Here is a 20669-nt window from a genome sequence, read left to right as displayed (position 1 = left end):
TTTGATTTTGTTTTTACCATAAAGGAGTACACCCAAAAAGGACAAAAAGAAGCCTCCTTTAGAGGAAGGCCTTCTCGGTATTATTCGGTATTATAATGTAACAATTCTATACTGCTCTAGCATGGATCAAAAAACGGTGCTGTTTCACGTCCCAATACCCATCACGTTGAATGTCCAGATGTAGGCCATACAGCTGTTCTATATATCTCTCTGGTTGAAAATCAGCAATCTGCCATTCAATCGCCTTTAAGTAGTAGACAAGCGCTCCAATATCGAAAAACCGCTGTATCGGAAACTGTTCCCGCTGCTCCACGATTTCGAAGCCGTTGCTTTTCAGACCGGTAATCGCTTGAGAAAGGGACCAGTCCGCATACTCGCTATAAGGCGCTCCCAAACGGTCGTTAATGCCCACACAATCCAGGCCCCCCACCTGTTGGGTCAAGAACATCCCGCCCGAACGCAAAATACGCCGCACTTTCGCTGGAGAAAATGCCTCATGCTTGTTCAGCACGAGATCGAACCCGTTATCATCCAATGGAAGTGAGTCGTCGTCATCTATAGCCATCACGCGTACGCCAAGCGGCTCCAATCGTTCCTTGGCAACAGGAATATTCGGTGCATATGCTTCTGTCGCGCATACGATCTCTGGAAAAGGACGCAGCCGTGACAAAAGTTCGCCTCCGCCTGTTCCCATATCCAGCATCGCCGTGGAAGAATGGATGAGCGTCATAGCCTTGCTGGCATAAGACCAGTCCAAGGGCTCGCTCGCTACGCGTCCTGTATCCGAGATGAATGAAAAATCCCATCCGGCAAAGGATTGCTTATAGTGATCCAACAACTGTATAAACTCACGATCTTCTGTATATCTCATATTGTACTGCTCCTTCCTGAATTGGGCTGGCATCATTTACCGAACATTATACTCTTTACGTTCTGCGTTCTATCTCTATATACCTCTACATCTGCCCAAATCAGGAGGAATTTCTTATCTGCCGTTCGGTGCCGTTTTAAGGAGTGGCGGGTAGAGCCTTTGCAAGCTCAGGTGTCATGTCTTTTGGAGTTAATAAATAATAGCCTGTGTGAGCATTTAAACCATATAAAGGTTTGATTTTGATCTGTATCAGGTAAGTGCCCTTCTCCATATCCGGAGTATAGTTATAGGATCTGCGGTTTTCCAAAATAGCTTTCCAGAGCTTCATATCTTCAATGACGATTGCTTTATGCTTCTGTTGTATATCTCTGAATAAATTGACGTCTTCGATATACTGACCAGATTGATAAGGTTTCATCTCCTGAGAAACAATTGGAACAGCACGCACAGAAAGTATATCCTTCGACGTGACAATTACCCTGTCGGCATATCCCTTCTGTTTCAGCCAACCCTCCAGTTTGTGAAAGGATAAACGCCAGTTATATGCAATATTACGAGCCCATTCCGGCTCATATTTGGAAATAGAGGAGGCCTTATGCAGAATCTCGATATTCCCCAGCGGATAACTTCCAGACTGCATTTCGCTATAGCTCATATCCAAAATTTCTTCTTTCAGCACAGCTTCAAATTCGCGAATTTCTTTCGGATCGGTCAGTATCACCCTCCGTTCCTCATCATCCCCTGATTTAATGCTGATCGTTTCGGCTGCACCATATAGCTTATCCAACGAGTATGCTACTGTTTTGTACGGCTCAGACATCATGACCTTTGCCAGTTCTGCCCGGAAAGGCTGCTCGGGAAATGTATAGCTTCGGGTCATAATTGAACCATCGTCAAGATGATAGGCAATGGCTATCATTTGAAGAGGTTCATCTTTGGTCATGGGCGTCTGTCCTGATGAATGTGCCCGCACGAGTTCACGCTGTAAATTCAGCACAGAAGCGATATAAGCCTTATCCTGCGAAAAATAAAGATCTTTTCGTGTAATGCCCCCATCCAAATACAAACTTGGTCCGGCATAAACTTGCTCCACGGAATGCGCAGTCGGAATTCGATCTTCGTAACCTACCCAACTTGAAGTCGGAATGTACATTGCCAGACCTAACACTGCGGTGTAAGCAACCAATTCCAGCAAAGCACGTACACGTACAATTTGCCACGTCTTGCGAATCACCATCTCCACAGCGATATAGCCCAAAATAGCTCCAAGTATATAGCCGAAGATAGACCAGTCTTTACCTTGTCCGCCTACGCCATTAAAATAGTCCCCTACTAGCAGCATAGCGCACAGCATCACACCTGCTTTAAATAAGGGCTGGAAGAAGGTAAATGCCATTGCTTGCGTTGCCTTCTCTACCAGCCGTTTGCGATACAACACATAGCTCAAGATCACAAACAGCAGAGAAACACCAATATAAACAAGCAGTTCAATATATGAAAATGGAGTTCTCAGCAATTCCGTAAAGCGAACAAACGGCGATAAAGAATGCCAAATATTATTGTTACTACGTAACTCCATGCCATCACTATAACGAACTATTGTTCCACTGGCCTGATAGTAACCGTACAAATGATGCCCCAGAAAGCGACTAATCATGGATGACAGAAAGAAGGGAAGCACCATCAAAACGTACACTACAGCAATTTGCAGCAGCGATTGCCCTACGCAAATACCTACAAACACAGTAAAGGCGAAAAGAAAAATGCTAATGACCGAGACGACCAATGCCCATGATCCAACATCATTCATGTGAAAAATATAAGGCAGATCATTCGTGGCGTTAACCCAAGCCGTCACTCCCGCCGTGAGCCACACGGGTACGAGCAAGAGGATAAGACCACTGATCAAATGTGCCGTTAGCAGATGTTCCCTGCGTAATGGCAGACTGTGATACAAATCAGATGGCCCCTGCCGCTGAATAAAACGAAGCATTATCACACCGGCCAGCACCGGTACGGTCAGCAGTATCGGAGTGTGTAAGTCGTTGTACTTGCTTGTATAATCGAACAGACTTCCCAAAACCGTGGGCATCCGTTCGTCTCCGATGCTCATAAATAACGGCAGCGGCACTGTAAACAATAATCCCGCCAAGTACAACAGACCGATCCAGCCATGCTGTCTCAGGCTTTGACGAATCACGCCGCCGCTACAGAAGAATCGGTTGGATGTCATAACCTGCGTCCTCCATTTCATAAATGAAAATTTCCTCCAGCGTCAACGGCAGTAAATCGAACACATGCGGCTCATACGCCTGAATCGTTTCTGTAATCTGCTCTCGTTCCCCCCGGATAATAAGCAGCAGAACACTGCCTCTGCGCTCCTTATGTACAATCGGAAGTTGTCCACAGACGGCTTCCTCATGCGTGCTGTCACGAAAGGCAACCTGCACCTTATGTGTATCAGACTTGAGATCGTCAACCTCTTTTTCCAACAACATACGTCCCTGATGCATAATGCCGACATGATCACACATGTCTTCTATTTCACGCAAATTATGGGATGAAATCACGACGGTCATCTCACGTGCGGCGGTTTCTTGGAACAGCAAATTTTTGATCATTCGTCGCATTACCGGGTCCAGTCCGTCAATCGGTTCATCCAAAATCAGCAGCTCAGGCATGCAGCTCAAGGCAAGCAAAAAAGCGGCCTGACGCTTCATCCCCTTGGAAAAACGGTGAAGTTTACGCTTCGGGTCAAGCTTGAAAATGTCGGTAAGCTGTATGTAGCGTTCCTCACTCCAGCTCGGATAAATGGAGCGGTAAAACCGGGCCACCTGGCGAATCGTCGCTTGCGGGAAAAAATAAGGGGTATCCGGCATAAACAGAATGCGCTGCTTGACTTCTGGCTGCTCATACACGGGCTGTCCACCGATTAGCACCTTCCCAGTATCCGGTCTGTAAATCCCGGCGATGATTTTGAGCAGCGTCGTTTTACCTGCTCCGTTAGAGCCCAAAAGTCCAAAAATAGAGCCTTTCTTCACCGTAAGGGCGAGCTGATCGACAGCCTTTTCTTCTGTAAATGTCTTTGTGACTTCCCTTAACTCAATCAAGGGACATCCCCCTTTCCTTCAATTGCGTAGCTTCCACGTATAAGGCGTCCACTTCCTGATGCGTAAAACCGAAATGGACAGCTTCGATCATCTGCTTCAACAGCGCCGCCCGAATCTCATCCCGCTTCATTTGCTGCGGCTGATGCTCGGCAGGGGTGACAAAGCTGCCCTTGCCTTGGATGGAATAAATGTATCCTTCGCGTTCCAGCTCTCGATACGCCTTCTGAATCGTGTTGGGGTTTACCGTAAGCTGAGCGGATAAAACCCGTACCGAAGGCAATTGCTCATCCGGCTGAAGCGATCCGTATACAATCATTTCCTTTACCTTGTCCGTTAGCTGTTCGTAAATCGGCTTGCGGCTGCGGATATCCAGCTCGAACATGGACTTCCTCCTTTCAAGACTTGATCAGTTTCATCTGCATCCTCTTTACTGTTCTAACTGTACTATTATTAATAATACAGTTAGAACAGTTTGTCAATCATTTCTTTGGGGATTTCTTGCAGAAAAAAAGACCAACTCAGAAAGCTGGTCTTGAAATCAACGTTAACCTGTAATGATTTCGGCAAAAGTTTGTTACATATTTTTTGACTTCGTATGTATCCCAAAAAATATAGATTTCACGATAATACATACAAGAGACAATACAACAAAAAGTAGGCCACTCCAAACAACATCTCCTGTTCCTAATTGAGAAATAAACCAGCCTCCCATCGCTGTCCCTATGGTGACACCCAAATTTGAAAAAGAAACATACAGACTATTCGCAAATTCCGGGGCTTCTGGAGCCTCCGAGGTAAGCCAAATTTGACTTACAATCAATCCACTCGTATGAACAGCTCCCCAGACAATAATAATCCCACTTGTGAGAAGAAGAGTTGCACCCACATATTGAAGCAGTAAATAACAAACCCCTAAAGCAACAGGATAAAGCAACACCGTTTTCAACATATGATGGTTTAACATCTTTCCCGAGTACCAGTTACCAGCCACACCACTAATCCCGAAAAGCACAAGCATCGTGCTAATCCATTCTCCACTCATATGCGTTTTCTCTCCTAGATACTCCGCAAAATAACTATATACAGAAAACATCGCAGCAAATATGAAGCATACACTACCGATATTCAACCACAATGTGGGTTTCCTCAATATTTTAAGCTGGTTCCTGATAGGTACTTCCTTCTGCTCCAATCTGGAAGGAACCATGAGCCCTATTCCAACACACGCAATAATATTTACAACAGCAGAGAACAGAAATGAAGTGCCAAGAGAGAATTGATCAGCAATATAAGAAGTAAGCGGAACCCCCAATACCATCCCCACACTAACTCCAAGAAATACCTTTGCACTTGCTTTAGCAGCCTCTTCTTTCTTCGATAATGCAACAGCTAGTACGAAGGCAATGGAGAAATACACCGGATGAAAAAAGGCAGGGATTATTCGGAATACGACAAGTGTATAAAAGTTCGGTGCAAAAGCTGATATCACATTCGAGATGGAAAAAATAATCATGATGCTCATCAGTAACCATTTACGATTCCATTTTGAAAATAGCAGAGTTACCCATGGCCCAAAAATGGCAATAGTGAGTGCAAAAAAGACTGACCAGTATTCCAGCTTGTGGTGCAGTAACGTTATACTTATCCATGACCATTGGCAAAATCCCAACGACTCCAAGCTCCGTATTTATAATGCCAAATATACCTAATGCAATAAAAAATAATGGACTGTTTTTGTTCACGATTTCCATCTCCTTGACCTCATAATTCATATATTCGAAAATCTATATTTATAGATATAATATACACAAAAAAGTAGGTAACCTTGTTCATTATTTTGTGGCTACCTACATTTCATTCTTGATATATTCAGCGAATTTGCAAATATTCTCTTCATTTCTTCGGTAATAGGTCCACTGTCCAAATCGCCTGGATTCCAAAAGCCCAGCCTTCTTCATGAGCGTTAAGTAACTGGAAATAACAGATTGTGCTAATCCTGTTTTTTCCTGAATGCTACCTACACAAATCCCTCCTTTAAAGTTAGCATCCGTTGGTAAAAACAATTGCGGTCCGAAATTTTCATCTGAATTTTTTAACCAATCCAAAATTTGCAGGCGTGTATCATTCGACAAAGCTTTAAAAATCATTAGAGTATCCATAAACCTCATTATATCTCTTTTTTTAGATATGTAAATATCTATTTCAATAATATAGCATCGACTGTTGTGTGTTGTGCCATTCTTTCATACACTCCACTTGAACATAAAAATAGCCGTGATGCGTTAAGCACCACGGCTGGCTATTTCTTTTAGCATTCCGTTGATTCGTAAGGCTCGTCACGGCTTATATTCGCAAGCGCTTCCCCTTCTGGCAGCATAAGATCTAGCTGAAACCGGAACGTGGCTCCTCTGGCCTCGTCACTATCCACATCAATGGAGCCGCCCATCAGACTGACCAGGTTTTTGCAGATGGACAGTCCCAAGCCTGTTCCTCCATATTTCCGGTTCAGTGCCGGATGAAGCTGGGAAAAGGGCTGAAACAATAGATGCTGGCGATCTGCGGGAATACCGATGCCAGTATCGGTTACACTGAACTCAATCAAGCATTTCTTTTTACGGCTGCTGTAAGCCTTGCTCTCGGCAAAGATGTTTACACGCCCTCGCTCCGTAAATTTGATTGCATTGCTCACCAAATTCACCAGCACCTGCCGGATACGCACATGGTCACCGACAAGGACCCCCGGCAATTCCTGATCCACATGCCACTCCAGCTCAATGTCTTTTTCCATAGCTTGCTTGAGAAATAGATCCGCCACACTGCCCATCATATCCTCAAGTTCAAAAGGTTCGTGCAGCAACGCCATTTTTCCAGCCTCAATTTTGCTCAAATCCAGTATTTCATTCAATATTTGCATTAAAGCACTACTGCTATTGGTAATAATATCGATATAGCTTCGCTGTTCCTCATCCAATTCAGTGTCCGCGAGCAGTCCAGCCATTCCGATAATTCCGTTCATAGGTGTACGAAGCTCATGACTCATCACAGAAAGAAATTCTGACTTGGCCCGGTCGGCCCGCTCGGCGGATTCCTTGGCCCGGATGATTTCCTTTTCATTCGTTATATCTACAAAAACCATTACGGCCCCTTTACGCTCCCCATTATCCATCAGGGGACTGATCCGGTATGAGACGAGGAAGCTGGATCCGTCTTTTTTCCAAAATACGGCTTCCTCAGCCTGATAAGAAGCACCACTGCGGATCGCCTGAAGAATGGATGGCTGCTCATCCGGGTAATGTCTGCTTATCTCATCGACATGGCGGATCATATCCGTGCATGTCCCGTTCAGTGAATTTTCGGCCCCCACTCCAAACATTTCGACCGCCGCCGGATTCATAAAACGGACATGCCCCTCGGTGCTCAAGCCCACAATGCCTTCGGATACGGCGTTCAGAATGAGTGAATGCTCGTTGCTGAGCTTTTCGATTTGGGCGATGTAGCTTTTGAGCGGAGTAACATTTTCAAAGATGCCGTAGCAGCCAACAATTTGCTCATACACAAAAATCGGGATATTGGTTACCTTGATAAACAAGCGCTCCCCATCCTTATGTATGAACTCTGATTCATAGGTTTGCGTTTCTCCCTGCTTGGCCAGCTCCATATGATGCCTAATCTTGTCCTGTTCCTCGGAAGAAGCCATCACAAGAACTCCAGTCCCAAGCAGTTCCTTCCTTGTATAACCAATAAGTTCCTCCAGACTGGGGTTCACGCTCAGGATTTGACCTTCCATATTCATGGCGCATATGCCGAGCGGGTTATGCTGAAACAGCGATTTATAACGGTTTTCACTTTCACGAAGGCGTTGCTCCATTTTTTGGTGCTCCGTGACATCCTGTACCATACCGACAATTTGAATTGGCTGTTCTCCGCGCTCGTCCATTTCCGCTTCCCAGGTCGAACGCAGCACTTTCTGTTCACCATTAGGCAGTACAATCCGATAAAAGGTTTCTTTATGAATCCCTTTTAAAATGACGTTCGTAATGATCTCGATCATTCGCTCTTTATCCTCTGGATGAATAGCATCCAGAAAAGAATCAATACTTGTCTCGACCGGCTTTACGCTAAAGCCGAAAATGCTGCGGAATTCCATGGAAAAATGCAAAACGTCGTTAACCAAATCCCAGTCCCATGAACCAAACATCGCCAGTTGCTGGGCTTTTGCAAGATTATCCTCGCTCTTCTGGCGCTCCGTGATGTTGCGGCCGATAGACAGAACTCGCTTGATTTTGCCTTCCTCATCCCGAATGATGCGGTATGACACTTCCAGCCACAAATAATGTCCGTCCTTGTGACGGACACGCCGCTTCATAATACCTGTTTCCTGGAAGATTCCATGTACGCGCATATAATCGGCATCTTCTGCATGATAAAATTCGAGCCGTTTTTTGCCGAGCATTTCCTGCCTGGTGTAGCCAAGGAGCTTTTCTACCGAAGGAGAAACATATTGAAGGTTGCCGTCCGGCGTGCTGAACGAGATCACATCTGGCGTATTTTCTGTAATCAGCATGTACAAGTCCTCATTATCCGAGAGTACCTGCTGCATGTCTTTTTTCTCTGTGATGTCCATCGCGTAGGCAATCAGATACGTTTGACCCGTAGCCGGGTCATCAAATATCGTTAATTCCAGCGATAACCAGACGGATGTTCCCCGCTGATGTCTTAAACGAAGCTCTGCCTTGTACACTTGATCCGTAGCTTTCAGCCAGCCCGTATAGGCGTCCCGCAACGCTTGTCGATCTTTATCTCCTTTATACAACAAATGATAATACCGGGTTTTCAGCAATTCCTCCTGCTTGTATCCGACCATGCGACAAAGGGAGGGATTGACGTACAGACATTTTCCGTCCCTCGAAAAAATGGCTATCCCTGTCGGGGCATGATTGTACATGTGTTCCAGCAAAGGCAGTCGTTGAGCAGCAGAAAACACAATAAATCTCCTCCTTTGTGGTTTATGAGGACGCGCCTACATGTATACACAAAATTGCCGATGCAGAGCCATCGGCAATCTTTTGAATTATTTTTTATACCACCCGACTCAGAAAATGGCGCAAAAACCGATCCGCATCCACTTCAAGTGCCACGTCAATACTTGTCTGTAAATGAGCTTGATCCTCGCCCGGTACTTCACGGGTACGACCAACCTCGGCGGAATCCCCCACCTCGACGGCAATGTGCATCGGGCGCGTCTCCACAAAGCTGGAATCAATCGCCAGCCCTACGGCCAACGGATCATGCAAAGCACAGCCTGCAATACCGGGTCTAAAATTACGATAGGCTTCCATATAGAAGTCCGTCATATCTGCCATAAAGGTGCCTAGCTCGGTCCCTTGCTCATGCCATTTGTCCACTTCATGCTGAGGAAGCAGCGTCTGCATGGTCACATCCAGTCCAACCAGCGTGAGCGGGAAACCCGCCCCCAACACATAGGCTGCGGCTTCAGGATCGGCATATATATTCGCTTCAGCCGTTGGGGTTACATTGCCTTTTACCGTGACTGCACCGCCCATAATGATCAGACGGTCAAGCAATTGCGGCAGTTCGGGGCAACGATCCAGTGCAATCGCAAGGTTGGTCAACGGTCCCACCGCTACAAGGGTAAGCTTGCCTTCATAGCGACGAGCCTGTCCGATGATAAAATCGGCCGCATCACCAGACGCTGCCTGTCGGGAAGGCGAACCCTTCAACTGGTTGCCAATGCCGTCTTCACCATGAATATGGCGGGAATACGGCTTGAACAGCTCGCGGGCATACGGCTTGTGAGCGCCGGACACGACCGGGGCCTCTACACCCAGCTTTTCCAGCAGGATCAGTGAGTTGCGTGTTGCCTCCTCTACCGAGATATTTCCAAAGGTGGTTGTAATGCCAAGCAGTTCCAATTCCGGTGAATGGACCGCGTACGCAATGGCAAGTGCGTCGTCGATACCCGTATCTACATCTAAAATTAACTTTTTACTCATGATGACCTCCACAGTAGAACAGCATTCTTTTTCATTATACACAATTTGAATGCTTATTCTCTTGGTCATGAGGCTCTTTATCTGAACACGATCAAAAAAAAGCTACGGCAGTTGTGCCGTAGCTTTTCCTTCGGGGCTCTTCCATTGCTTAAGCGCACATCTTCTGTCCCAATCCTAAGGCTCGATTCCCCACACCAGCTTATCGTTATGGAATAATGTTACCTTATTCCATTCTGTATAAGAGGTTTTGGTAGGATCGAAGGAGTAGTCATTGGATTCGTCCAGGTTAGACCAGTCGCTATTGTTGATGCGGATCTGAATATCACCTGTTTGCGCTCCAGCAGCAAGCGTGCCAGCAGCAGCATTGAAACCAATTTCAATATACTTGTCTGTAAAGGTACGCAGCACATTATCATTGCCTACTTGCGCATAGTCTACTGCGGATTGCAGCTCCTGGCTGCCATCTTTCGTGAAATAATACCGGACTTTCAGCTCACTCAGCTTCACTGGTGTTGTACCTTTATTTTTCAGATTTAAGAAAGGCTTGACTGCGTTATTAGCTGGATCGGTGTCCCCGGCCCGGTACATTACAACCAGATCACCCGCTGGTTCTGTAGGATCCGTTGGATCTGTCGGTGTACCTTTTGGCTCAGCGCTTACCGCAGTGGAATCCTTGCTTGTTCCTTTCGTATTCGTAGCACTTACAACATAGAAATAAGTTGTTCCGTTGGTCAGCCCCTTATCTGTGTACTCTTTCTCAGTAACGAGAGGCGCAACGGCTGTAAAAGGACCTGCTTCGCTGGTTGCACGTTTTACCGTGTAGCTGTCGGCCCCAGTGGACGCATTCCAGGTCAGCTTCACTTCCGCATTACCCGCTGTCGCCTTTAAGCCCGCTGGTACTGCCGGAGCGGCTGGTGTAGGAGTTGTTCCGCCACCGGATGAAGGGACAATCGCTGGATATGCATTTTGCACAAGCATAACAAACTGATCATGGAACCAAGCTCCTGAAATAGGTGCATTCGGTAAAGCATCTGTTAATGTGCCATCCTTGGTTGTATAGGTAGGATCACAGTATCGGTCAAAGCCTTTACCCTCATCGTTCGGAATGAGCGAGCTGGAACCATCGGAATCACCCGGAGGTTTCGCCCATACATAAGCATCAACATGGGAAGCTGGAGCTGTTTGCGGCGGAGTTCCCATACCTGCTCCGCTGTTATTACACCAGTTACCACGATGCGAGCGTTTGTCTACACGGCCTGAGTTCACATAGGAGTTAATATCACTGCCGACAGCGGCAGTCGGGCGGTTAGGTCCTCCCCAACCGTTACGGCCCGTATCAATTAACATACCGAGTGAGCTCGGCCAGCCTGCACTCACAAAGTCTCTATGCAATGCCTCTGCGAAATCAGATTCATCGAAATTAGGATTCCATTCGTAGTATTTGGAAGATTTGATCGGCTGTCCGCCGATATTCAGGTTTGGATCAGGCAGATTAGGCTCTGTCAGCGGTGAAGTATTGGCTGTATTCGTGATAAAGCCATCCACACTGGACAGTCCTTTGCTCGTGTCTCTGAAAACATTCGTGAACAACGATACGGTTGCTGTGCGATTGTTATCCCAACCCAGCCAGCCGGAGTGACCGATATCTACATATTTGTAGACATTAGGAATCTCGTTCAGCTTATTAATTGTATACTTAATGCCGGCTTCATAAATTCCTGTAGATTTAGCTTCCGCGCATTTGGGGTCATTCAGATTGGTCACGAGGTTTGGCAAACTGTCTGGTTCAATGATCGCTACGATGCGAATATCCTGATACTTCGGATTGGCAAAAATAGCAGCAATTTTATCGACATAGTCCTTTTTGTACGTTTCCAGACCCGCTTGGGTCAGCGGCAGCTCACCGTTGGAGGCCAAGGCATGGCAATCCCGTCCGGGCAGATCATATACAATAAACTCTGCCGTAATTGGTGTGTTGCCTTTCTTTTGCGCCAACACTTGATCCAAATGCGCTTCCAGGCCAAGCTTGCCTCCACCGCCGTTAATGGCAGCGATGCGATCGAGCCATACAGCTGTCGGGAACGTTTTGATGGTTTGCATTTTCGCTTTCAGATTGGCATCAGTAATCTTGGCAATCGATGTGTCGACACTAGCCGCATAATCAGGACTAACGTATTTTGTCGCCCCTTGATAAGGATTGTCCACATGGGATTCTGCATGTATTTTATCCGTAAATCCTGCACCTGGTAGAAAGCTGCTTGCGACGAGTGATAGCGCAAAAGCATACTTCATGCCTTTACGAAGCACTTGCTTGGTTTTCAATTGCTTCACCTATCTTTCCGTAGATTTTGTTGAATCTTCCTATGGCGGCACCTGATTGTTACATGATTATGTGTGAGTTACGCCATCTTTCTCCAAAAAAAGCGGCGTTCATAGCTGCCTAAGGTAAGCGCTTTCTATTTTTCCACGCGCTTACTTTCTCCCCTTTTTGTCACCTCCTATGTTAGATTATAGTGAGCTGGAAAACTGCTGTAAATTGAATAAATTAAGGATTAAATTATTAATTAGGCACATGAATTGCCACATTACCCGTTTTTGCTGTCTCCCCATTTCCAAGGGCCGAGTCCTTCATATGATGAACTATGCCTGCTGTGACAAGCTCTCCCGACCTTCGGGATCGACACCAAAAAAGCGGATTTAGAAAAAATAAGGGGATTTTCTTTAATTTCCGTCAGCTCAAATCGACAATGATAAACTCCAAACTCCGGTCTATGCCAAATCGTTAAATCTATCGACACCAAAAGGGCATTTTCAGGCTCTCATCGCCATGAAAATACCCTTTTGATCGTAGTACAGCCTCACGGCCATTCATCATGCATGTACATGCAGTGAGCGCTCATACAATTGTACCAAGCTGCTAGGCCCTGCTAGGCTACACCTTTTCGCGTTCCTTGCCTTTGTCGGATTCGCCCGCATTTTTGTTGGCCGCCTCCCGATCCAGCTGCATTTCCTCAATCGTCTTGACCTTAAGCCTTGCCGCTCCCTCATACGCACGAGTTGGGATCAGATCGCCCGCAGCTAAACGTTGACGCGCCTCGGCAATTGCCGCTCCGTATTGTGGAAGCCACGCTTCCTGCGCTACCAGCATTTCATCGACCATTTGCCAGATTTCCTTCGGATTACATACCGCACCCACCAGTGGGTCCATCATGAACGCCTGCCGCAACAGCTTGTCGTCCCCATGTACGGCAGCTTCAACCGCCAAACGCTGCACTGAAATGCTAACATTGCAGACAGCCGCAGGGCCGAGCGGCAGTTCACCCACATGAGGCATGGAAATGCCGTTACGATCCACATATCCGGGCGCCTCAATAATCGCATCATCCGGCAGATTGGAAATCACTCCGTTGTTGACGACATTAAAATGCCCCCGGTATACACGTCCTGTTTCCAGTCCTTCGATAATGTAGGAGCCATGCTCCTCACCACGATTCTCTGCCTTATACACCAATGGGTCTTCCTTCATCCAGTTTGGAAAATCTGTTTCAAACCAGTTGCGTCCTTCCGTACATACACGCAGATAGCCTCCCGTTTCTCCATTAATCCAGCTTCCCAGATCAATCCAGTCGAGAATTTCATCCGGACGCTTCCGGTACCAGGGAACATACTCACTTAAATGACCGTTCGATTCGGTGCTGTAATAGCCAAAGCGACGAAGCATGTCGATCCGTACCTTTTCGGTGCGGCTATATTCGGGATGCTTTTCAAAAGCCTCCAGCAGTCCAGCTGTCAGATCCTTGCCTTCATGTGACGCCTGAATGTACCACGTCTGGTGATTGATTCCGGCACACACAATGTCCACATCCTGCTTCTCCAAGCCATATACTTCAGCAATTTGGTGATGTCCATGCTGTACACCGTGACACAACCCAATCGTACGTACACCGCTGTACTTGTTGCAGGCCCAGGTAATCATCGCCATCGGGTTCGAGTAGTTCAGCAGCAGCACATCTGGTGCGCTTAGCTCGCGAATATCCTTGCAGATCTCCAGCATTTCCGCAATACCACGCTGCCCGTACATAATACCTCCTGCACACAGCGTATCGCCCACGCATTGATCCACGCCATATTTCAGCGGAATGTCTACATCGGTCGCAAACCCTTCCAGCCCGCCAACCCGGATCGTACAAATCACATATTTGGCATCCTTCAAAGCCACTTTCCGGTCCGTGGAGGACTGTATTTGAATAGACAAACCGTTCTCCCGAATATCCCGCTGGCACAGCTCAGTGACCATATCCAGATTGTGCTGATTAATGTCCGTAAAAGCCACTTCAATCTCGTTAAATTCCGGCACCGTCAACAGATCTCGCAAAATTCCACGGGTAAAACCGATGCTCCCCGCTCCAATAAAAGCTACTTTAAATGACACGGCATTCAACCTCCAGCGTTAGATGTGTAGTATACCGTCATTGTAGCAATTTGCCAGAGGGGAGCGTTATCAAAATCATGACCAGATTCGCGTATAGGTGTCAAAAATCCTAACTTAACTTGCCACCTCATCCCTCTTCATCCTCCGCATAGTTCCACACATGGCGTTCCACGGCAGAGCGGTATTCGACAGGTGTCTTGCCTGTGTGCTTTTTGAAGAGCATATGGAAATATTGCCTGCTGCCCACGCCTACATAATCGGCAATTTCGTGAATGGGAATGTCCGTTTGCTGGAGCAGCATTCGGGCCTTGTCCATTCGCAGCATGGTCAAATAAGCGGTGAGTGTTTGTCCGGTATGTTTTTTGAAAATGCGATGCAAATACCCTGGGTGCAGATTCACCGCCGCTGCCATATCCTTAACCAGAATATCCTGGTCATAGTTGAGATGAAGAAATTCGATACATCGTTTAATGTAGACATCCGTTTGCTGCGTGTCACTACGTTCCGTTTCCTCACGCAAACGCGCAATTCGCACGAGCAATTGCATAAACAGCAGTTCAGCCATTGCGCCTGGATGTTCTTTTCGTTGATCCAGCTCCAGCACGAGGCTTTTCAGCGTATAATACACCTCTTCCGGGTCAGACAGTACCAGATAAGGGAATGGACGCGACATGAAGGCTGTGACCTCGTGCTCTTCCCCTGCCATTTGTCGGATAGACGGACCTACTCGCACCCCTTCCGTAAAACCGAACTCCACATTCAGCATCCGGCACGGCTGCTCTCCTTCTACGACCAGTCGGTGCGACACATCCGCGTCCAGCATAATAAACTCCCCTTTACGCAGCGTGATGCTTTCTCCCGCTTTCTCTCCTGTCTTTACATCCACCCGGCACAGGCCGGAGATCATGTACATAATTTCGGTAGAATGATGATCGTGATACGGCATGGTGTAATCGTGCCACTGCTTGTAATAGTAAGCAAAAAAACGGGGAATATAATCCCCGTCACACAGCCGTGGCTCAAACAGACTTCCGTTCATCCCCGCACCTCCGCAAAATAGATCAGGCTAACACGGCAACGTATCTGCAACCGCCTATTTTCACAGTTTAACAGACGATGCTATGTAATTCTATTTCGCTCTAGCGGACTATCTGAAATCCGGTGGAATACGCCGAGCCGTTCCCGTCAGAATAGCCGCTTCAATTACGGCCTTCCTCACCTGGGTAACGACCTGTTCGTTGAAGATGCTTGGAATAATGTATTGCTCGTTTAACTCCCGTTCACTTACGACAGAAGCAATCGCGCGGGCGGCGGCCAATTTCATCGGCTCGTTGATGTGACGCGCCCGGCAATCGAGCGCTCCCCTGAAGATGCCCGGAAACACAAGCACATTGTTAATCTGGTTGGGATAGTCGCTGCGACCCGTGGCAAATACACGAACATGCGGGATAGCTTGCTCAGGCGCAATCTCCGGCTCTGGATTAGCCATGGCAAAAACAATACTGTCCACCGCCATCCCCTGTACATCTGAGGCATTCAGCAGATTGCCACGTGACACACCAATGAACACATCCGCATCCCGAATGACCTCCTTTAAGGTGCCTGACTCGGGCTCTACTTGCGGCTGATCCGCTAGCCATTGCCACATAGGATAGGGATAGGTGCCGCCTTGTACGATGGCTCCATCCCGATCTACCGGAACCAGTCGGCTCACCCCTGCGGCCAGCAGCATTTTGCATATCGACACGCCTGCGGCCCCTATTCCGTTCACAACGACCCGAACATTTTCGATCCGCTTCCCAACGACCTTCAATGCATTCAGCAGGCCTGCAATCACCACAACCGCCGTGCCGTGCTGGTCATCGTGAAAGACGGGAATATCCAATTCTTCTGCCAGGCGGGCTTCGATCTCGAAACAGCGTGGAGAACTGATATCCTCTAAATTAATTCCCCCGAAAATCGGGCTGATCGCCTTAATCGTACGAATGATTTCCTCCGTATCCTTCGTGTCCAGACAAATGGGGAATGCATCGACTCCGGCAAGCTGTTTGAATAGCATCGCCTTGCCCTCCATCACAGGTGCAGCCGCATGTGGGCCGATGTCACCAAGCCCCAGAACTGCAGTACCATCGGTTACAACCGCGACGGTGTTTCGTTTGATGGTCAGGGAGTACGCTTTTTTCGGATTTTCATGAATGGACGTACAGACCCGGGCCACTCCCGGCGTATATACCCGTGACAGATCATCCCGATTTTTGATCGGCAAATTGGGTTGGACTGATATTTTACCCCCCAGGTGCGCGAGAAACGTGCGGTCAGAAACGTTAATGAGTTGAATGCCTGCTAACGACTTGAGTGATTCGATGAGCGCAGTCTCCGCTATTTCAGCAACGTGGACAGTGATGTCGCGAACAGAAGAATCCTGTCCGGGGCGAATAACATCAATGGAAGTAATGTCTCCTCCAGCACGGCTGATCGTTGATGCGACCTCACCGAAGTTTATTTTGGAATGAATGAGCTCCAATCGAAGAATCAGACTATTAAAGGCCACGGTACATCCGCTCCTATTCTATTCATAGCATGTGTGAGACACAAAAGGCAGACACGTGTATTGTTTGTGTCCAGGTTCCCCTGCCTTTACATGTTACCGCTTTCATAAAAGCGTTGGGAAGTTTTTGTCCATATTGTTACTTATGGTCATTTTGGTCACGCAGCAGCTCATACCGATTAACGGGACGACCGACCCCGCCATAATGCACAACCAGGCGCACAATCCCCCTTTTCTCCAGATAATCCAGGTATCTTCTTGCCGTTACACGGGCAATCCCTACTCCCTCAGCGGTTTCTTCAGCAGACAGCTTGCCGCCATGCTGCTCCATGACCGCAAGCACCTGCTTCAGGGTGGCAGCATTCAAGCCCTTTGGCAGCTCATCGTAGGACATCGCCCATTCCTCGTATACTGAAGCAGAGACTACCGCTTTCTTAGCCGCTTCTCCATTTTGCATAATAATGAGGTCCAGCTCTTCCTGGGTTCCTACTTCTTCCGCCCATAATCCAGCCTGCTGCACCCGGTAACGCTCCAGCGTATGGTGGATACGCTCTACCTTAAAAGGTTTAATAATATAATCGAACGCTCCGTTTCGCATCATTTCACGAATCGTCTCCGTATCCTTCGCGGCGGTTACGACAACTACATCTACAGGCAATGCCATAGAACGGATGCGCTGCAAGGTCGCTATCCCGTCCAGCGACGGCATGAACACGTCAAGAAAAATCAGATCAGGCTTTAGCTCCTCAATCAGCTCCAATCCCCGAAGCCCGTTGGAGGCCAGACCTACGACCTGAAACCCGTCAACCTGTTCGATAAACAGTCGATTCACCTCTTGTACCATCGGATCATCCTCGACCAGCAGCACATGAAACAGTGATTTAATAGGTTTACTCATCGTCGCTCCCTCTCTCCCTCAACGGAAATAGAATCTCTATCGAAGTTCCCAAGCCAAGTGAAGACTCGCATGTCAGGCGGCCGTTCCCCTTGGTGACAATCCCGCTTAGTAAATGCAGCCCCATGCCGCGGCTTTCTCCCTTCTTGGTCGTAAATCCGCGTTCGAGCATTCGTTGCTTCGTTGTCTCCGACATTCCACAGCCATTATCCTCGACCAATATGGACATATATTCGTCATCCTGCTGGATGCTGACATAAATCTCCTTGGAGCCGACTTCTGTATCCGCCAGTGCATCAAAGGCATTCTCAATTAAATTTCCGAGTAACAGAACGAAATCATGGCGGTCAATCAGCCGGGGAAACTGATTCATTCTGCTGTCAGGATCAATCCTAATATCAATGCCGAGCTCTTTACCACGGCTAATTTTACCCAATAGCAGTCCTGCAACTCCGTCATCATCGAAATGCCGTTGAAGGAAGCGCGTGATCTCCTCCTGTTGCTCGGTCACCTCAAACAGATAGCTCAACGCCTCGTTCTGCTGCCCAAGCTGGAGCAAGCCGGCGACGGTATGCATTTTGTTCATATGCTCATGATTTTGTGCACGAAGCGCATGAACAAACTCTTTGACACCTGTGAGCTCCTCGGCCATTCTCGTCACCTCGGTCTTGTCCTGAAATATGGAGATTGCCCCCATCGTAACTCCCTGTTCGCGAATGGGAATTCGGTTACTCCAAATAATGGTTCCGCCAATTTTTAGCTCCTGGCTCAAAATTGCGACTCCCGAATCCAGCACTTCCGGCAACCGGGTATCCGGGAGGACCTCGCGGATCGGCAAGCCCGCTACATCACGGTGCACATCGAAGATTTGCTTGGCTCGTTCGTTAAAAATCGTAATGATGCAATTGCGGTCAATCGCAATAACCCCCTCATGCATCGCTTGAAAGGCTGCGCTTCGCTCACGAAACATTCTCGCAATCTCCTGCGGCTCCAGGTTGAACATCTGGAGCTTAATATGACGGGCCAGCAATGCGGAGCCAATCACACCAAACATCAGCGACAGCAACGAAGTGATGATGATGGATTGCTTCTCCTGACGGATAATCTCCGTCACGCTTGGCAGCAGGCCGCCCGCCACAACGACGCCCACCTGCTCCGAGGAAGCATTCATAATCGGCACAAAGGAACGCAAGCCGATGCCCGCTTCGCTGCGTACTTTGGAGACATACGTATGTTCAGCAAATGCGGCATCATCATCCAGAGCCTGAAACGTTCCGCCGATTCGCTCCGAAAGCGGATGAGACAACCGTTTGCGGTTCATATCGAGCACGACGATATAAGCCGCATCGTTTAATATCCGAATTTTGTCCGCCATTGGTGCAATCACGGCAGAAGCATTCGGGTCATCAATTCTTTCCACTACATCCGGCAGGTTCGCAACCGTCTGGGCTGTAATCGTAAGCCGCTGCTTGAGTTCTTCTTCCTTGAGCCGGGTGGCGCTACCAAACAGAAAAAGGCCGCCGATCAAAAGAGAAAAAAGAACGACTCCAAATGAAAGTATCATGATTTTCCAATATATGCGAAGTCTGTTCATCCTCTTCTCCTTCCCTTTAAAGCGTTTACCTTTGAATATCATTGTGGAATAATGGGTCTAAAATAGCAACAGATGGGAGGTTACTTTGTGAAAAGAGCTGCTGGATTTGGTGTTTTGCTCGTACTGGGTATCCTAACGGCTTATGTGATCGGTTTTCAAAGGAATTTTGGTGAAAAACTCCCTTATGATAATGAATTTTCGGGCCTTAAAGATCGGATTGTGATCAAATTTAGCCATGTCGTTGCCGAAAACTCTCCCAAAGGACTGGCAGCCGCTCATTTTGCACAACGGGTTAAAGAAAAATCCAACGATCGGATTGAGATTCAAGTGTTCCCCAATGGAATGCGCTATTCAGAAACCACGGAAGTGGCTGCACTTCAACGGGGAGAAATCCAGATGATAGCTCCTTCGTTTTCCAATTTGAATGCGATTGATCCAGCCTGGCTGGTGATGGATCTTCCGTTTGCCTTCGAGAATCAGGCTCAGGTCGATCAGGCACTGAACGGAGAATTGGGCAAGCGGTTATCGCAAACACTTGAGCCCTATGGCATGAAAGGCGTCGCCTTCTGGTCGAACGGCTTTCGACAGATCACTAACAACGCCCATCCCATTAGACAACCCGCAGACTTTACAGGCTTGAAATTCCGTATCCAGCCAAGCCAGGTGTTGGACCGTCAGTTTGAAGCGCTGGGAGCATTGACCATCAGCACTCCTTTTAATGAAATATATCACAGCCTGGAGACGGGCACGGCAGACGGACAGGAGAACACGATATCCAATATTCTTACCAAACGGTTTTACCAAGTGCAACGTTATATGACCATCAGCAACCACAGCTACCTGGGTTATGCCGTCGTATTTAACAAATCCTATTGGGATAGCCTCCCAAGTGACGCCAAGCGGGTGCTGCAGGAGGCACTTGAGGAAACGACGCGTTGGAACAAACGGGAAACAGCTGAAAATGCCAATCGGCTTAGCCAGCTGCAACAGACCGGAGACATTAAAATTATCCATCTGTCCGAGGGGGAGCGTAAGCTTTGGAGAGAACGTCTGCGCGTGCTCTATCCGGAGTTCACTCCTATCATCGGTACGGAGCTAATGGATATGATTCAAGGACCTTAAAGACCAAAAAGAACGTTATGACCGTATTCTTGTTTGCCAAGAACGTAGCTTTTACACTGGGGATACAAAAATAAAGCGTTTTC

At 47.7% G+C, this 20669-nt stretch carries 16 protein-coding genes; 1 reads left to right on the top strand and 15 read right to left on the bottom strand.

The window, feature by feature from the left end:
• Positions 1-106 precede the first annotated feature (106 nt).
• From QMK20_RS05005 to QMK20_RS04940, 15 genes are all read right to left on the bottom strand, one after another.
• Entirely contained in the window at positions 107-871 is a 765-nt protein-coding gene (locus QMK20_RS05005; protein WP_283654847.1) for a methyltransferase domain-containing protein, read from the bottom strand.
• A gap of 136 nt (positions 872-1007) precedes the next feature.
• Positions 1008-3104, bottom strand: a complete 2097-nt coding sequence (locus QMK20_RS05000) for an ABC transporter permease subunit (RefSeq protein WP_283654846.1) — start codon at positions 3102-3104, stop codon at positions 1008-1010.
• Entirely contained in the window at positions 3079-3981 is a 903-nt protein-coding gene (locus QMK20_RS04995; protein ID WP_283654845.1) for an ABC transporter ATP-binding protein, read from the bottom strand. The genes QMK20_RS05000 and QMK20_RS04995 overlap by 26 nt, the downstream gene beginning before the upstream one ends.
• Positions 3974-4363, bottom strand: coding sequence for a GntR family transcriptional regulator (locus QMK20_RS04990; RefSeq protein WP_283654844.1), 390 nt, complete (start codon positions 4361-4363; stop codon positions 3974-3976). Before QMK20_RS04990 ends, QMK20_RS04995 begins: the two co-directional genes overlap by 8 nt.
• 192 nt (positions 4364-4555) lie before the next feature.
• Positions 4556-5539, bottom strand: coding sequence for an MFS transporter (locus tag QMK20_RS04985; RefSeq protein ID WP_349362256.1), 984 nt, complete (start codon positions 5537-5539; stop codon positions 4556-4558).
• The gene (locus QMK20_RS27325; RefSeq protein WP_349362264.1) at positions 5514-5723 is read right to left on the bottom strand and encodes a hypothetical protein; all 210 of its coding nucleotides are present in this window, start codon (positions 5721-5723) and stop codon (positions 5514-5516) included. Before QMK20_RS27325 ends, QMK20_RS04985 begins: the two co-directional genes overlap by 26 nt.
• A gap of 105 nt (positions 5724-5828) precedes the next feature.
• A complete protein-coding gene (locus tag QMK20_RS04980; RefSeq protein ID WP_149096077.1) occupies positions 5829-6140 on the bottom strand; it encodes an ArsR/SmtB family transcription factor in 312 nt (103 codons plus the stop codon).
• Positions 6141-6289: 149 nt separating this feature from the next.
• Positions 6290-8965, bottom strand: coding sequence for a PAS domain S-box protein (locus QMK20_RS04975; RefSeq protein ID WP_283654843.1), 2676 nt, complete (start codon positions 8963-8965; stop codon positions 6290-6292).
• Between the two features lie 94 nt (positions 8966-9059).
• The gene (locus tag QMK20_RS04970; RefSeq protein ID WP_283654842.1) at positions 9060-9995 is read right to left on the bottom strand and encodes a nucleoside hydrolase; all 936 of its coding nucleotides are present in this window, start codon (positions 9993-9995) and stop codon (positions 9060-9062) included.
• 174 nt (positions 9996-10169) lie between these two features.
• The gene (locus tag QMK20_RS04965; RefSeq protein ID WP_283654841.1) at positions 10170-12326 is read right to left on the bottom strand and encodes a glycoside hydrolase family 6 protein; all 2157 of its coding nucleotides are present in this window, start codon (positions 12324-12326) and stop codon (positions 10170-10172) included.
• Positions 12327-12927: 601 nt separating this feature from the next.
• Positions 12928-14427, bottom strand: coding sequence for an alpha-glucosidase/alpha-galactosidase (melA, locus tag QMK20_RS04960; RefSeq protein WP_283654840.1), 1500 nt, complete (start codon positions 14425-14427; stop codon positions 12928-12930).
• 127 nt (positions 14428-14554) lie between these two features.
• The gene (locus tag QMK20_RS04955) at positions 14555-15466 is read right to left on the bottom strand and encodes an AraC family transcriptional regulator (RefSeq protein ID WP_283654839.1); all 912 of its coding nucleotides are present in this window, start codon (positions 15464-15466) and stop codon (positions 14555-14557) included.
• 108 nt (positions 15467-15574) lie between these two features.
• Complete coding sequence (locus tag QMK20_RS04950; protein WP_283654838.1) at positions 15575-16978, bottom strand: NAD-dependent malic enzyme; 1404 nt, start codon at positions 16976-16978, stop codon at positions 15575-15577.
• Between the two features lie 136 nt (positions 16979-17114).
• On the bottom strand, positions 17115-17873 hold the full coding sequence (locus QMK20_RS04945) for a response regulator (protein ID WP_283654837.1): 759 nt from the start codon (positions 17871-17873) through the stop codon (positions 17115-17117).
• Positions 17866-19464, bottom strand: a complete 1599-nt coding sequence (locus QMK20_RS04940) for an ATP-binding protein (protein WP_283654836.1) — start codon at positions 19462-19464, stop codon at positions 17866-17868. The genes QMK20_RS04945 and QMK20_RS04940 overlap by 8 nt, the downstream gene beginning before the upstream one ends.
• Before the next feature lie 87 nt (positions 19465-19551).
• Here QMK20_RS04940 and QMK20_RS04935 point away from each other — a divergent pair, with 87 nt between their 5' ends.
• Complete coding sequence (locus QMK20_RS04935) at positions 19552-20586, top strand: DctP family TRAP transporter solute-binding subunit (protein WP_283654835.1); 1035 nt, start codon at positions 19552-19554, stop codon at positions 20584-20586.
• Positions 20587-20669: the final 83 nt, after the last annotated feature.

The organism is Paenibacillus sp. RC334, from assembly GCF_030034735.1.
Taxonomy (GTDB): Bacteria; Bacillota; Bacilli; order Paenibacillales; family Paenibacillaceae; genus Paenibacillus; species Paenibacillus terrae_A.
This window is presented reverse-complemented; position numbering and strand designations above follow the sequence as displayed.